Source organism: Caballeronia sp. M23-90, from assembly GCF_053574605.1.
The window spans coordinates 1-13,016 of the sequence record NZ_JBSIPA010000156.1; the positions used below are offsets into that span (position 1 = coordinate 1).

13 protein-coding genes are annotated in these 13,016 nt (G+C 61.1%); 8 read left to right on the top strand and 5 right to left on the bottom strand.

Going from position 1 to position 13,016, the window contains the following annotated elements; genetic code table 11:
* Nucleotides 1–854: acid phosphatase (gene acpA / locus ACRXB1_RS16775; RefSeq protein WP_449492614.1), on the bottom strand; the 854-nt coding region annotated here is incomplete at its 3' end.
* 214 nt (nucleotides 855–1,068) lie between these two features.
* Between acpA and ACRXB1_RS16780 the strand changes: the two genes are divergently transcribed.
* Nucleotides 1,069–2,337: a cytochrome-c peroxidase gene (locus ACRXB1_RS16780; protein WP_449492615.1), complete on the top strand. Its 1,269-nt coding sequence runs from the start codon at nucleotides 1,069–1,071 to the stop codon at nucleotides 2,335–2,337.
* Here the strand turns inward: ACRXB1_RS16780 and ACRXB1_RS16785 are convergent, their stop codons facing one another.
* Nucleotides 2,338–3,231: a LysR family transcriptional regulator gene (locus ACRXB1_RS16785; protein ID WP_449492616.1), complete on the bottom strand. Its 894-nt coding sequence runs from the start codon at nucleotides 3,229–3,231 to the stop codon at nucleotides 2,338–2,340.
* A gap of 131 nt (nucleotides 3,232–3,362) precedes the next feature.
* Here ACRXB1_RS16785 and ACRXB1_RS16790 point away from each other — a divergent pair, with 131 nt between their 5' ends.
* Both ACRXB1_RS16790 and ACRXB1_RS16795 read left to right on the top strand, forming a co-directional pair.
* Nucleotides 3,363–4,214, top strand: a complete 852-nt coding sequence (locus ACRXB1_RS16790; protein WP_449492617.1) for an oxidoreductase — start codon at nucleotides 3,363–3,365, stop codon at nucleotides 4,212–4,214.
* An 87-nt stretch (nucleotides 4,215–4,301) separates the two neighbouring features.
* Nucleotides 4,302–4,763 carry an Lrp/AsnC family transcriptional regulator gene (locus ACRXB1_RS16795; protein WP_075360087.1) on the top strand — a complete coding sequence of 154 codons (462 nt, stop codon included), beginning with the start codon at nucleotides 4,302–4,304 and terminating at the stop codon, nucleotides 4,761–4,763.
* Here ACRXB1_RS16795 and ACRXB1_RS16800 read toward each other — a convergent pair.
* From ACRXB1_RS16800 to ACRXB1_RS16810, 3 genes are read right to left on the bottom strand one after another with little or no spacing between them, the layout of a single operon-like run.
* A complete protein-coding gene (locus tag ACRXB1_RS16800; protein WP_449492618.1) occupies nucleotides 4,760–6,418 on the bottom strand; it encodes a S10 family peptidase in 1,659 nt (552 codons plus the stop codon). The genes ACRXB1_RS16795 and ACRXB1_RS16800 overlap by 4 nt on opposite strands.
* A 29-nt stretch (nucleotides 6,419–6,447) precedes the next feature.
* Nucleotides 6,448–6,990 carry a GNAT family N-acetyltransferase gene (locus ACRXB1_RS16805; RefSeq protein WP_449492619.1) on the bottom strand — a complete coding sequence of 181 codons (543 nt, stop codon included), beginning with the start codon at nucleotides 6,988–6,990 and terminating at the stop codon, nucleotides 6,448–6,450.
* Between the two features lie 44 nt (nucleotides 6,991–7,034).
* Nucleotides 7,035–7,958, bottom strand: a complete 924-nt coding sequence (locus tag ACRXB1_RS16810; RefSeq protein WP_062001199.1) for a LysR substrate-binding domain-containing protein — start codon at nucleotides 7,956–7,958, stop codon at nucleotides 7,035–7,037.
* Between the two features lie 133 nt (nucleotides 7,959–8,091).
* On the opposite strand from ACRXB1_RS16810, the gene ACRXB1_RS16815 reads away from it, so the two are divergent.
* The 5 genes from ACRXB1_RS16815 to ACRXB1_RS16835 all read left to right on the top strand — a co-directional run.
* Entirely contained in the window at nucleotides 8,092–9,180 is a 1,089-nt protein-coding gene (locus ACRXB1_RS16815) for an ABC transporter substrate-binding protein (RefSeq protein WP_449492620.1), read from the top strand.
* 28 nt (nucleotides 9,181–9,208) lie between these two features.
* Nucleotides 9,209–10,285 (top strand): ABC transporter ATP-binding protein, encoded by a 1,077-nt coding sequence (locus tag ACRXB1_RS16820; RefSeq protein ID WP_062001197.1) that lies wholly within the window; start codon nucleotides 9,209–9,211, stop codon nucleotides 10,283–10,285.
* Complete coding sequence (locus tag ACRXB1_RS16825; RefSeq protein ID WP_062001196.1) at nucleotides 10,272–11,144, top strand: ABC transporter permease; 873 nt, start codon at nucleotides 10,272–10,274, stop codon at nucleotides 11,142–11,144. The genes ACRXB1_RS16820 and ACRXB1_RS16825 overlap by 14 nt, the downstream gene beginning before the upstream one ends.
* Nucleotides 11,145–11,157: 13 nt before the next feature.
* Nucleotides 11,158–11,955 carry an ABC transporter permease gene (locus ACRXB1_RS16830; RefSeq protein ID WP_062001195.1) on the top strand — a complete coding sequence of 266 codons (798 nt, stop codon included), beginning with the start codon at nucleotides 11,158–11,160 and terminating at the stop codon, nucleotides 11,953–11,955.
* The coding region (locus ACRXB1_RS16835) for an NAD(P)/FAD-dependent oxidoreductase (RefSeq protein ID WP_449492621.1) at nucleotides 11,952–13,016 on the top strand (1,065 nt) is incomplete at its 3' end. The genes ACRXB1_RS16830 and ACRXB1_RS16835, both read left to right, overlap by 4 nt.

Here is a 13,016-nt window from a genome sequence, read left to right on the forward strand (position 1 = left end):
TGGTCGGCGAGCGTTGCATCGCCGCCGGTTGGCGGCGTGTTGCCGCTTGGCTGATACGGCGGCTGCATGGTGTTGATGGCGAAGAAGTCGGGCGTCAGGTTGCCCGAGTTCACGAACTTCGGAATGCCCGCGATCGCCGATGCCGGCGAAGCCGCCGTCACCTTCAACGACACACCATCTGCATTCACCGATGAAATCGACCCCGCCGCCACGCTCTTGTCCGCGTTCGGATAGATCGGCGTGCACGCGCAGACGAGCCACTGATGGTTCAGGAACGAGCCACCGAATGCGCCCATGAAGAAGTTGTCGGCGAGCGTGTATTGCTGCGCGATCTTGTAGAGCGGCAGCTTGTCGGCGTTGGTGTTGTAGTGACCCATGACAAACCCGCCCGAGTCGGCCCACGCGGCGAACTTGTCGTTCTTGCCACCGTTGATCTGCATCTGGTTTTCATAGAAACGGTGATACAGGTCGCGCGTGGTCAGCGACAACGGCGTGTTGAAACCCGCGGGGTCATCGATGGCAAACGGCGCGTTCGGCAAGTTCGCCGTCATGGCTTGCGTGACCGCGGGCGTGACGCCGGTTGCGGTCAGGCCATTCCAGATCGGCGGCAGTACCGGGAGCACGCTGCCGTCGCGATCGAGTTGCTGTGCGCTCGCGGCGGTTACCCCTTGCAGGCCGTTTGCGCCCGGGAAGCTGCCATAGAGGTTGTCGAAGCTGCGGTTTTCCGCGTAGATCACGACAATGTTCTTCACCGATGTCAGGTCGGCTTTCTTGTCGTCATTGCCGCCGCATGCGTACAGGCCGATTGCGATCGACGCCGTGAGGGGCACGGCGAGGACGAGTTTCTTGTTCATCGATAGGTCTCGGTCGTTGGGGAACCGGCGGAATGCACGTGTAAGTTTGCCGGTGCCGCAGTGTCCCAACTGGATTTGACAGGAACATTTAATATTGCTTTCATCAAGTAAGAATGTGTCAGGTTTCAGCGCAAATAACGAAGGGCATTTGTCATGTCACGCAAATGACATGCGATCGTCATACGCTTCGGTCTCTCTCTGAAGCCTTATGCACATGCCATCCATCGTTTCGTTGTCGCTGTCTCTTGCCGCCTTGTGTGTCTCCGCGATCGTTCTCACCGGTTGCGATTCGCATGCAGCATCTGCGGCGCCGCAAGCCGGGTCTTACAGCGCAAGCGAAGCGAAATCTCGCGCACAGGTCTTCGCACAGGTGAAGCTGATGACATCGGTGGGCGAGAAGATGTTCATGGATCCTTCACTGTCGGGATCTGGCAAGCTCGCGTGCGCGTCGTGTCATAGCCCGAGCCATGCGTTCGGACCGCCGAATGGGTTGTCCGTGCAACTGGGCGGCAGCGATATGCACCGGCCGGGATTTCGCGCGGTGCCGTCGCTTCGGTACCTGCAGTCCGTGCCGCAATTCACGCAGCATTTCCACGACTCGGACGACGAAGGCGACGAAAGCGTCGATGCCGGTCCGACCGGCGGGCTGACGTGGGACGGGCGCGTGGATCACGGTGCGGACCAGGCGCGCATACCGCTGACGTCATCGTTTGAGATGGGCAGCACGCCGGCGAAAGTCGTCGCGGCGGTCAAAGCCGCGCCCTATGCAGGCGAGTTCCGCGAGGCGTTCGGCGCAAATGTATTCGACAAGGACGACAAGGCATTCGATGCCATCCTGCGTTCCCTCGAAGCCTTCGAGCAGACGCCGCAGAAGTTCTATCCGTACACGAGCAAATTCGATGCGTTCCTTGCGGGCAAGTCGAAACTGAACGAAGCGGAGTTGCGCGGGCTGGAGCTCTTCAACGACGAAAAGAAAGGCAATTGCGCCGCGTGTCACATCAGCCAGCGCGCGAAAGACGGGTCGCCGCCGCAGTTCAGCGACTTCGGTCTGATTGCAGTTGGCGTGCCGCGCAATCGCGCGTTGCCAATCAACCGCGACCCGAAATTCTTCGATCTAGGCGCGTGCGGACCGGAGCGCCACGACCTGAAGGGTCAGTCGGAATATTGCGGCATCTTCAGGACGCCGTCGTTGCGCAACGTGGCGACGCGCAAGGCGTTTTTCCACAACGGCATTTATCACTCGCTCGATGAAGTCGTGCGCTTCTATGTCCAGCGCGATACCAATCCGGAGAAGTTCTATCCGGTTGCCCACGGCAAGGTGCAGAAGTTCGACGACTTGCCCAAACGCTACTGGTCGAACATCAATACGGAAGCGCCGTTCGATCGCAAGCCCGGCGATGCACCCGCGATGAACGAAGCCGAAATCAAGGACGTGGTCGCGTTCTTGAACACGCTCACCGATGGGTATGAAGCTGCCAATTGATCAAACCGCTGGCCTCAATGCATCGATAAACGCCCTGAGTTTCGCCTGCGACTGCGTGCGAACAGGAAAATAGAGGTAGAGGCCGTCGGTTGGCGGCGTGAAGGGCAAAAGCACTTGTTCCAGTTCGCCGCTCGCCAGTTCGCGGCTCACCTCGAAGTCGCCCATGTAAGCCAACCCGAGACCTTTGCGCGCGAAGTCGCCCAGGGTACTGCGGTCGTTGACGGTCAGCTTGCTGGGTATGTCCACGATGACCTTTCGGTCGTCGACCTGAAAATCCCATCTGTGTAGCGCGCCTGATCCGCCGAAGCGATATAGGAGCCCCTCGTGGTCCACAAGATCGTGCGGCGTTTGCGGCCGTCCCGCCCTGGCGAAATAGGCGGGGCTGCCGATTATCGACCATGTGATGTCCGGCGTCAGCCGGAGCGCGACCATGTCTTTGGCGAGTGCTTCGCCCAGGCGGATGCCCGCGTCGAAACCGCTTTCCACCAGATCGACGGCGGCTTCATCGAGCGTGAGATCGAGGTGGACGTCGGGATGCGTCAGCCGGAACCTTTCGATCATCGGTCCTATCAGCAGCGTGCATGCCGAGCGCGTCATGGTCACGCGCAACGTGCCGGACGCATTGTCGCGAAAGCCATTGAGCGCTTCGAAGGCGCCATCTATATCTTCCACCGCCGGACGCAGACGCTTGTAGAGCGCATCGCCCGCCTCGGTAAGGGCCACGTGGCGGGTCGTGCGCTGGAACAACGAAACGCCGTGACGCTGTTCGAGCACGCGGATCGATTTGCTGACTGCGGTCGCCGACACCTTCAGGCGCGCGCCCGCGACCGTGAAGCTCTTGTGCTCGGCGACGGCGAGAAACATCGTAACGCCGTCCAGAAAATCCTTGTCCACGCTGCCCTCCATTATGAACTTGCGGTTCAAGGCGAATGTACCGCGATCCCGTTTTTCGCGGGCAATCCGGCGCGTACGATTTGGCTAATGGAAACCGGTCTACGGCTTCCAATTCAATGAGGAGCAGGGAGATGACCGATCAAGCCAGCTATAAACGCGTTTGGTTCATCACGGGTGCGTCGCGTGGAATTGGCGCGGAGATCGCCGCCGCGGCGCTCGCCAATGGCGACGCCGTTGTGGCGACTGCGCGCAAGTCGAAGGCGATTACCGAGACGTTGGGCGAACAGGCGGCCCTCTTGCCGGTCGATCTCGACGTCACCAACGAGGCCGCCGCGCACGAAGCGGTCAAGCTCGCGACGGAGCGGTTCGGGCGGATCGATGTGCTCGTGAACAACGCGGGCTACGGCCTGGCCGGCGCGGTGGAGGAAGCGAGCGCGGCGGAAGTCCGCAGCATCTACGAGACCAACGTCATGGGTTTGCTCAATGTGACACGCGCCGTCTTGCCGATCATGCGCGGCCAACGCAACGGCCATGTGATCAATATTTCGTCGCTGGGCGGCTACCAGGTCGGCGCGGGCTTCGGCGTGTACGGGTCGACGAAATTCGCCGTAGAAGGTTTGTCCGAGTCGTTGCATGCAGAGCTCATGCCGCTGGGGATTCACGTCACGGTCGTCGAGCCGGGGTATTTCCGCACTGAGTTCCTGGATTCATCGTCGGCGGTGGAGTCGAAGAACGTGATCGATGATTACGCCGATACCGCCGGGAAGGTCCGCGCAACCGCGAAGGCCTACAACGGCAAGCAGCCTGGCGATCCAAAGCGCCTCGCGCTTGCAATGCTGACGCTCGTCCAGGCACAAACGCCGCCGCTCAGGTTGCAAATGGGCACGGACGCCGTGGCGCGCATCCGGGAAAAGAACGCCTTCGTTGAACGCGAGCTGCAGGCCTGGGAAAGTCTCGCACGGTCCACGGATTTCCCCGCCTGACGTTTGTTGGCCGCATTCCGCTCAGATAACCCCGATTTCTGCCGGAATGCACTACCATTCGAGTCCTCTCTGGAGGATAGGTGACAGATGGATCTCGACAAGATAGACCGCGCGATTCTGATCGCGTTGCAGGCCGACGGCCGGGCCACGAACGCAAGTCTCGCCGAGCGCGTCGGCTTGAGCGAAACGCCCTGCGCGCGGCGACTCAAGCGGCTCGAAGCGGATGGGTACATAGAAGGGTATCGCGCGGTCCTGTCGCGCTCGGCGCTGGGACTCGGGCTGGTCGCCTTCGTGCAAGTGCGTTTTAGCGTGCACGACCGCAAGTTGTCGGACCGGTTCGAGCGCGAGATTCAGGCGATTCCGCGGATTGTCGCGTGTAACAACGTTTCAGGCACTGCAGATTATCTGCTGCAAGTCGTGGCCCGTGATCTCGACGATTACGGCACCTTCATGCGCGACGTACTGCGCGTGTTGCCGGGGGTATCGGCGGTTGAATCCATGCTTTCATTGCGCGAGGTGAAGCGTTATGCCGGCTTGCCGTTGCTTTAGGGGTTCGCCGCGCCGTCCGCTTTATAAAAACGCGTCAGGTCGCCCTTGAGCGCATGCAGCGATGCATCGTCGAGATAGATCATGTGGCCTGTCGGGTAATACGCGCGCTGGATGTTCGGCCGCAAGGACTTGTCCAGTCCCATATGCGACAGGTCGTATTCGGTCTGGAAAAACGGCGTCGCGAGATCGAAGTAGCCATTGAGCGACAGCACGCGAAGGCGCGGGTTCTGCCGCATCGCTGCGGCAAGGTCGCCTGCCGCGTAAGGCTGCGACAACTGCTCGCCCCATGACGCACGATGCTTCCAGTTCCACTGCGACAACGCGTTGTCGTTGAATACGCGATACGCATCCGGCGCTTCGAAATGCAGGTCCTGCACGAGATGCTGATGCATCGCGGCGTCGAACGCGCTCGACACGCTGGTGACCGAAGCGTCGTAGTCGGGACGCTCGGCGGCGTCGTCATAGTCGATCCCTTCAAAGCGCGCGTCGTATCGTCCGAGACTGCGTGATTCCCCGCGCAGCAGTTGCTTGCGAAACCGCGATGGCCAGATTTCGAGCCGCGTCTCTTTCACATATTCGACGGTGAGGCCGGTGTAGCCGGCGACGCGCGCCGCGATTGCATCGCGCTCGGCATCGGGCAAGGCGTCGCCTTGAGCTAAAGCTTGCGCATAGGGGCCGGCGGCGAACGCGCGGACTTCATCGAGATACGTCTGCAAGTTGGGCGGCTTCGGCATGAGCTTGTCGTGATACCACGCGATGGCGGCGTATGTGGGCAAATAGCTCACGGCTTCCAGGTCGGTGCCAGGTGCGCGCGTGGCCGAGTTGAGCACCGACGACATCAGCACCACGCCGTTCAACGCAATGTTGCTCTGGCTCAACTTGTACGCAAGCATCGCGGCGCGCGCCGTGCCATACGATTCGCCCAGCAAATACTTCGGCGAGTTCCAGCGCTGGTTGACGCTCAGGTATCGCTCGATAAAACGCTCGAACGCGCCGAGGTCTTCGTCGACGCCCCAGAACTGCTTGCCGGTTGCATGGCCCACGATGCGTGAAAAGCCCGCGCCGGGGGCATCGATGAAAACCAGATCGGTGGTATCGATCAGACTGTCCGGGTTATCCGCGAGCACGTAGGGCGCGGGCGGCGTGATGTCCGGACTCGATGTATGCGCGCGTTTCGGTCCGAACGATCCCATCAGCAGGAACATGGTGCCCGCGCCGGGTCCGCCGTTGAACAGAAAGGTGATGGGGCGCGTGGCGGCGTGCTTTGGGTCCGACGTGTACGCCACATAAAAGATGCTGGCTTCGGCCTGACCCGCGTTGTTGCGCAAGAGCAGATTGCCGGCCGTGGCGGTGTAATCGATCTTCTTGCCGTCGAGCTTGATGGAGTGCTGCGTGACGGATTGTGCTTCGGGCGGGACGGGAATGGCGTTATCGGGTTTGGCGTCGCTCGACGGTGTGGCTTTGGCGGCGCGTGTGCGTTCGGGACGAAGCGTGTTTGCAGTCGGTCCCGACGCAGGCCGCGGAGTCGCCGCCTGCGCGGGCTCTTCACCCTGCACAACGCTTGCGGCTTCCTCCTGCGCCACAGCGTTACCTAGATTACTTGCCAGACCGATCACGATCAGGCCACGTACCAAGCTGCTGAAGCGAGCGCGCATCTTCGTCCCCGACGGTGTTTCGATCGATGTTACTGCGCGCTGATTACGATCGCATTCGCCTTCCGATGCAACACGAGCGTAGGTCTGCCCTTGTAGGTATCGCTGCGAACTTCCTCGAAAGCGCATTTGGCGGCAAGTGCCAATGACGCTTCATTCGCAGGCGAGATAATGCAGACCGTCTCTCCTTGCGGCCAGCGCGCATCCGACCACTGCAACGCAGCTTGCACGGCTTCGGTTCCATAGCCCCTTCCCTGCGCCGCCGAGGTCAGCATCCAGCCGGCCTCCGGGTTTGCATCGAACGATGAATCGATACCGCGCTTGTACTGCCCGAAGCCGACTTCGCCCAGGAACGCGCCGCTGTGTTTTTCGCTGACGACCCAATACCCAAAGCCCATCAGTGACCAATGCCCCGCGCTTCTGAGCAGCCGTGCCCATGCTTCTTCTTTTGTAAATGGAACGCCCGTGACATGGCGAACGACATCGATATCGGACCACATGGCGTGGATATCGTGGAAGTCGCTGTGTTGCGGAGGACGAAGAGTGAGACGGCTGGTTTCGAGAACAGGTGGCATAAGGTATTACGTTAAAGGATGGTTGGACGGCGAACGTACGGCGATCACGCCCGCTTCAAACGCTGCGGCTTGTCCATTGACGCAAGCTGCTCATCATGGGTTTCCCTGAGCATATCGACGAAATCCATGGTCAGGCGCGCCCTGGGCTGATGCGGCGGGAATAGCAGATACATCGGGAACATCACGGACGGCGTGAATGGCCGGATCGCAATATCCGGCCCTGCGAAGTCCTGCGCCACGAGGGGATGCGCGAGCGTCACACCCATTCCGCACCGGACCATCTCGCAGCAAATGGCGGCGTATTGCGCCTCGATCGCGAGCACGCGTTCGACGCCCGCACGCGTGAACGCCTCGTCCATCTGCGCGCGGGTGCCGTCGCCGTGACATAGCGAAACGAACGGTTCGCCTTCGAAATCCTTCGGCTTGAGCGACGTCTTCTTGGCCAGCCGATGTCCGGCCGGAAGCACGCACACCGCCGCGACCTTCGACAACAGCTCGACCTCGCAATTCGACGCCTCGCTCGAATAGATCGCAACGCCAAGATCGCAGAACTGCGAACTGGTCCAGTGATTGACCGTCCCCGACGTATTCACATGCAGCGATACGGTCACCTCCGGATACTTCGCCTGGAAGCGCTGGATCGCATGCGGCACGAGCGTCATGCCCGCCGATGGCATTGCTGCAATGCGCAATCGGCCAGTGCCGAGGTTCTTGATTTGCGCTGCAGCATTTGTCAGCCCTTGCAGGCCTACATACGCACGCTCCACTTCGCGGAAGAACGAATTCCCTTCGCTCGTTGGAATCAGCCGCACACCGCTGCGCAGGAACAACTGCAGCCCGGTTTCACGTTCGAGTTGCGTGATCAGGCGACTGATATTGGGCTGCGAAGTGAACAGCTCCTTGGCTGCGGCGGTCATGGAACCGGCGAGCATGACGGCACGGAACGCCTCGATATGCTTCAGATTCATTTCAGGCAACCCATATCATTGTTGTATGGGTAGCTATTTTATTCGTATTGGACGATATGCCCCGCGGCGAACAAAATAAATTCGTCCACCCTACATTCGTTGAACATCCGACCCTGCACCGTCTGGAGAAACCATGAAAGAACTGCAGCACGTCCGTCGCTCGTCGTCTTCCCGTTCCTCTCTGCGACAGTGCGCGCTTGCACTGGGCGTTGCAGGCGCAATCGGCGCATTCGGCGCGCCGCTCCTCGCGCAGGCCGAGACGACCCTGTATGTCGCGAACGTCGGGGGCTCGAACGAGACCATGTATCGGCAGAAAATCATTCCGCCGTTCGAGAAAGCGCATGACGTGAAGATCGTCTACGTGGCGGGCAACTCCAGCGATACGCTCGCCAAACTGCAGGCGCAAAAGGGTCATCAGCAGATCAACGTCGCCGTGATGGACGACGGCCCGATGTATCAGGCCATGCAGGCGGGTCTGTGCGGAAAGATCGATGAAGCACCGGTCATGAAGGACCTGTACCCGCTTTCGCGTCTTGGCCCGACGTCCGTGGGCGTGGGCATGGTGGCAACAGGCATCGGTTACAACGCGGACGCCTTCAAGAAGATGGGCCTGCCGGCACCGGACTCATGGAACGTCCTTACCGATAAACGCCTGAAGGGCAAGCTCGGTGTTCCTCCGATCACGAATACCTATGGGCTGCACACGCTCGTGATGCTGGCGCGCATGAATGGCGGCGGCGAGAAGAACATTGATCCGGGTTTCAACACGATCACAAAACAGGTCGCCCCCGATGTGCTTTCGTGGGCCCCCACGCCCGGCGAGATGGACGGCTTGATGCAAAGCGGCGATGTGATCCTCGCGCCGTATGGAAGCGGTCGTGCTGTCGCGTTGCAGAACACGGGCTTTCCGCTGAAGTTCTTCTATCCGAAAGAGGGCGGTGTAGCGCTGCAAGTCGCTGCATGCGCGGTCGCGGAAAATGCGCAACCTGCTTTGTCGCAGCAATTCATCCAGTATTTGCTGAGCCCGGAAGTGCAGACGATTCAGGCCCAGGCGATTGGTCTCGGCCCGGTCAACAAGACGGTGCAGTTGACGCCTGAAGTCGCGGCGCGCGTGCCTTATGGACCCGAACAGATCGCCAAACTGATCGCGGTCGACTGGACGACGATCAACCAGCATCGGACGGAATGGACGGATCGCTGGAATCGCACTGTCGAACGCTGAAATCAACCATAAGCAGACAAGAACCCCCATGAGCTTTCTGACACTCAAAGGCATCTCGAAGCGCTACGGCGACTTCACGGCAATCGAGCAGATTGACCTCGAAGTTGAACGCGGTGAGTTCTTGTCGTTGCTCGGTCCTTCCGGTTGCGGCAAGACCACGACTCTGCAGATGGTCGCAGGTTTCGTCACGCCGACCACCGGCACCATCATGCTCGATGGCCGCGACATCACGCACGAACGCCCCGAAAAACGCGGCATGGGTGTGGTCTTCCAGAGCTACGCGTTGTTCCCGCATATGACGGTGAACGGCAACGTGGGTTTCGGTCTCGAGATGCGCAACATGAAGCGCGCGGCGCGCGCCGAACGCGTGGCCGAAGCGCTGGAACTCGTGCGTCTTACCGGATTGGGCGGCCGATATCCGAAAGAGCTTTCAGGCGGACAACGGCAGCGCGTGGCAATTGCGCGCGCCCTTGCCATGCGGCCTGAACTACTGCTCCTCGATGAACCCATGTCCAACCTCGACGCCAAGCTGCGCGAGGAAATGCATATCGAATTGAGGGGAATCCAGAAGCGTCTCGGCATCACGACAATCCTCGTCACGCACGATCAGGTCGAAGCCATGACCATGAGCGACCGGATTGCGGTGATGCATCGCGGGACGATCGCCCAGTTGAGCACGCCGTTCGAGGCGTACGAGCGCCCGGAGACGCCGTTTGCATCGGCGTTTCTCGGCAAGACCAACTTGCTGCCAGGCGAAGTCCTGCGCCGCAATGGCCGATGCGCGGAAGTCGATGTCGCCGGCACCACGCTCAAGGTGCCGCACGAAGGCCGCCACGTGCAGGGCAAGGTGAATGTGTACATAAGGCCGGAGAAGGTGCACCTGGCAGTCGGTGGTGCAGAGATGCGCGCCACGGGCCGCATCACCACGCGCGTGTTTACCGGCAACCAATGGCTCTTGCTCATCGATACAGGTCTTGGACAGGTCAGCGTAGCGCAGCCGAACAACGGGGCGCCACCGCCGAATGAAGGCGAGCAAGTGGGCCTCATGTGGTCGGACGACGACTTGCGCGTGCTGCAAAAGGAGACACTCGATGGCCACGCTTGACGACGATCGCGCCGGCGCCGCGCCCTGGTTGCTGTCGGCACCTGCACTGCTTCTGTTCTGCGGCCTGCTGCTGGTGCCGCTGTTATTGACGTTCGTCTTGTCCTTCCACGTCTTCAGCGACACAGCGGGCACGCTCGCAACGTACACGTGGCGCAACTACTTCGAGGTAGTCACCGATCCGTATTACGCCGCGATCTTCGGCCGCACCGCAGCGCTCGCGTTCGCGGTGACGTTCTTTTGCATCGTGCTGGGCGTGCCGGAGACCATCGTGCTCGCGCGCATGAAACGGCCGTGGCAATCCATCTGCCTCTTGATCGTGCTCGGACCGTTGCTGATATCGGTGGTCGTTCGAACCCTGGGCTGGCAAATCCTGCTCGGCAACAACGGCGTATTGAACAACGTGCTTCAGGCGCTGCACATCACGTCCGAACCGATCCGGCTCGTCTTCACCATGACGGGCGTCATCATCGCGCTCACCCATGTACTCGTGCCGTTCATGGTGATGTCCGTGTGGGCCACGCTGCAGAAACTCGACCCGCAAGTGGAGTGGGCCGGCCGTTCCATGGGGGCGTCGCCGTTTCGCGTCTTCCGCCGCGTGCTGTTGCCGCAGATCCTGCCCGGCATCTTGTCGGGCTCGATCATCGTGTTCGCGTTGTCAGCGTCCGCGTTCGCAACGCCTGCGCTGATCGGCGGACGGCGGCTGAAAGTGGTCGCAACCGCCGCTTACGACGAATTCCTCGGCACGCTGAACTGGCCGCTGGGCGCGACCATCGCGGTGTTGTTGCTGATTGCGAACGTGGCGATCGTGATGGGCTGCAGCCGGCTCGCCGAGCGCCGCTTCAAACACATCTTCGATTGAACCCGGAGACGTCATGAAACAAAACGGATTCCTCGGTCTGCTGTTCAACGCGCTGTTCCTGACGTTTATCGCGGCGCCGCTGGTCGTGGTGATCGCGGTTGCGTTCACCGACAAAGGCTTCATCTCGCTGCCCTTCGATGGCGCGTCGCTGCGCTGGTTCAAGGCGATCCTCGAGAACGATCAGATCCTCGATGCATTCCTGCTTTCGTTGAAACTGGCGCTGGTTGCATCGACCATTGGCGTGGCGCTTGCCGTCCCGGCGGCGCTCGCGATCGCGCGTTATCGCTTTCCCGGACGCGGCGCGCTCACCGGCTTTTTTCTCTCGCCGATGATGATCCCGGCCGTCGTGCTCGGTATCGCATTCCTGCGGTTCCTGAGCCTGCTCGGGCTCGGCGGCTCGTTCTGGGCGCTGTGCGCGACGCACGTGATCATCGTGTTGCCGTATGCGTTGCGGCTCGCGTTGTCGTCGGCTATCGGGCTCGACCGCGATGCCGAGCGCGCAGCGTTGTCGTGCGGGGCAAGCCGCTTTACCGCATTTCGCCGCGTCGTCCTGCCGATGATCCGCACCGGCGTTGCAGGCGGATGGGTGCTGTCGTTCATCCAGAGTTTCGATGAGCTCACCATGACCATCTTCGTTGCAACGCCCGGCACGACTACGCTACCGGTTGCAATGTACAACCAGATTGCGCAGACGATCGATCCGCTGGTCGCATCGGTATCGACCGTGATGATCGTTGGAACGGTCATCCTGATGCTCGTGCTGGACCGCATGGTCGGTCTGGACCGCGTCCTGATAGGAGAAACACGATGAAAGGCAATGCAGTCGACAGTCCCGACGTGCTGGTGGTCGGCGGCGGGCTGGTGGGGACCGCGGTGGCCTACGGGCTCGCGTGCGAGGGGATGAAAGTGACGGTCCTGGATCAGGGCGATGGCGGCTTTCGTGCATCCCGCGGCAATTTCGGGCTCGTCTGGGTGCAGGGCAAAGGCTACGGCCTGTCGCCTTACGCACGGTGGTCGCGCAGTTCATCGCAACTATGGCCGGGGCTTGCGAAGTCGCTGCTCGAAGAGACGGGGATCGACGTATCGCTGAAACAGCCGGGCGGTTTTCACCTCTGTTTTTCCGACGATGAACTCGCTGAGCGCGAGAAACGCTTGTCCACGTTGCAAGCCGAGCTTGGCGGCGATTATCCGTTTCAGTTGCTCGATGCAAAGGAGTTGCGCGAACGCCTGCCGGCGGTCGGTCCTGAAGTGATCGGCGCGAGCTACACGCCCATGGACGGCCACGTGAATCCGCTCAAGCTCCTGCGCGCGCTTCACGAAGCGATGCAGCGGCGAGGCGTGAAGCTCGTGAGCGGCGAGGAGATCGGACGGATCGTTCCGGATAAAGGCGGGTTCGCCGTGCATGGCAAGAGCGCCGTGTGGCGCGCGCCGCGTGTGGTGTTGTCGGCGGGTCTTGGTAACCGTGCGCTGAGTACGCAGGTTGGTTTGCACGCACCGGTCGCGCCGAATCGCGGCCAGGTTCTGGTGAGCGAACGCGTCGCACCGTTTCTGCATTATCCGACCATCAACGTGCGCCAGACCGACGAAGGTTCGGTGCAATTCGGGGACTCCATGGAAGAGGTCGGATACAACGACTTCACCACCACCGATGTGCTGTCGACCATCGCGCGTCGCGGCGTGCGCAGTTTTCCCATGCTCAAGAACGTGCGGCTGGTACGCACATGGGCTGCGTTGCGTGTCTACAGTCCCGATGGTTTTCCAATCTACGAGCAATCGTTGCAGTATCCCGACGCGTTTCGCGTGCGCGGCGGCCAGCGTGACGCCGCTGTGGCAGGTCACGACAAACGCGCCGGGATACTGCAACGATTGCTA

Coding starts and splice junctions, on each gene's coding strand:
- ACRXB1_RS16780 (WP_449492615.1), top strand. CDS start 1,069: ATGCCATCCATCGTTTCGTTGTCGCTGTCTCTTGCCGCCTTGTGTGTC.
- ACRXB1_RS16790 (WP_449492617.1), top strand. CDS start 3,363: ATGACCGATCAAGCCAGCTATAAACGCGTTTGGTTCATCACGGGTGCG.
- ACRXB1_RS16795 (WP_075360087.1), top strand. CDS start 4,302: ATGGATCTCGACAAGATAGACCGCGCGATTCTGATCGCGTTGCAGGCC.
- ACRXB1_RS16800 (WP_449492618.1), bottom strand. CDS start 6,418: ATGCGCGCTCGCTTCAGCAGCTTGGTACGTGGCCTGATCGTGATCGGT.
- ACRXB1_RS16805 (WP_449492619.1), bottom strand. CDS start 6,990: ATGCCACCTGTTCTCGAAACCAGCCGTCTCACTCTTCGTCCTCCGCAA.
- ACRXB1_RS16810 (WP_062001199.1), bottom strand. CDS start 7,958: ATGAATCTGAAGCATATCGAGGCGTTCCGTGCCGTCATGCTCGCCGGT.
- ACRXB1_RS16815 (WP_449492620.1), top strand. CDS start 8,092: ATGAAAGAACTGCAGCACGTCCGTCGCTCGTCGTCTTCCCGTTCCTCT.
- ACRXB1_RS16820 (WP_062001197.1), top strand. CDS start 9,209: ATGAGCTTTCTGACACTCAAAGGCATCTCGAAGCGCTACGGCGACTTC.
- ACRXB1_RS16825 (WP_062001196.1), top strand. CDS start 10,272: ATGGCCACGCTTGACGACGATCGCGCCGGCGCCGCGCCCTGGTTGCTG.
- ACRXB1_RS16830 (WP_062001195.1), top strand. CDS start 11,158: ATGAAACAAAACGGATTCCTCGGTCTGCTGTTCAACGCGCTGTTCCTG.